Origin of the sequence: Limosilactobacillus viscerum (assembly GCF_947387525.1) — a bacterium.
Classification (GTDB): Bacteria; Bacillota; Bacilli; order Lactobacillales; family Lactobacillaceae; genus Limosilactobacillus; species Limosilactobacillus viscerum.
Genome location: NZ_CANDNW010000091.1, coordinates 1 through 234 on the forward strand (window position 1 = coordinate 1; position 234 = coordinate 234).

General features: G+C 46.2%; 1 protein-coding gene. It reads left to right on the plus strand.

The window, feature by feature from the left end:
* A partial coding sequence (locus QOS07_RS09410) for a helix-turn-helix domain-containing protein (protein WP_408613369.1) occupies window positions 1–234 on the plus strand: 234 nt, incomplete at both ends.

Below are 234 nucleotides of genomic sequence, written 5' to 3' on the forward strand. Positions count from 1 at the left end.
GTTCCTTGCGATACATCGCTAACTACTTAGGCTTTAGTAAGACCACCATCTTTAACGAACTTCACCGGCTAAATAGTGAGTACCAGGCTGAGCTAGCGCAAACTGACTTTGAACGAAAGGTTAGTCAACGGGGGCGGAAGTCTTCGCTCACTAAAAGCCTTAAACACTTGATCGAGGAAAAGATTCAAGTCCAGAAGTGGTCCCCTGAACAAGTTGCCCATGTAGTTGGGATTG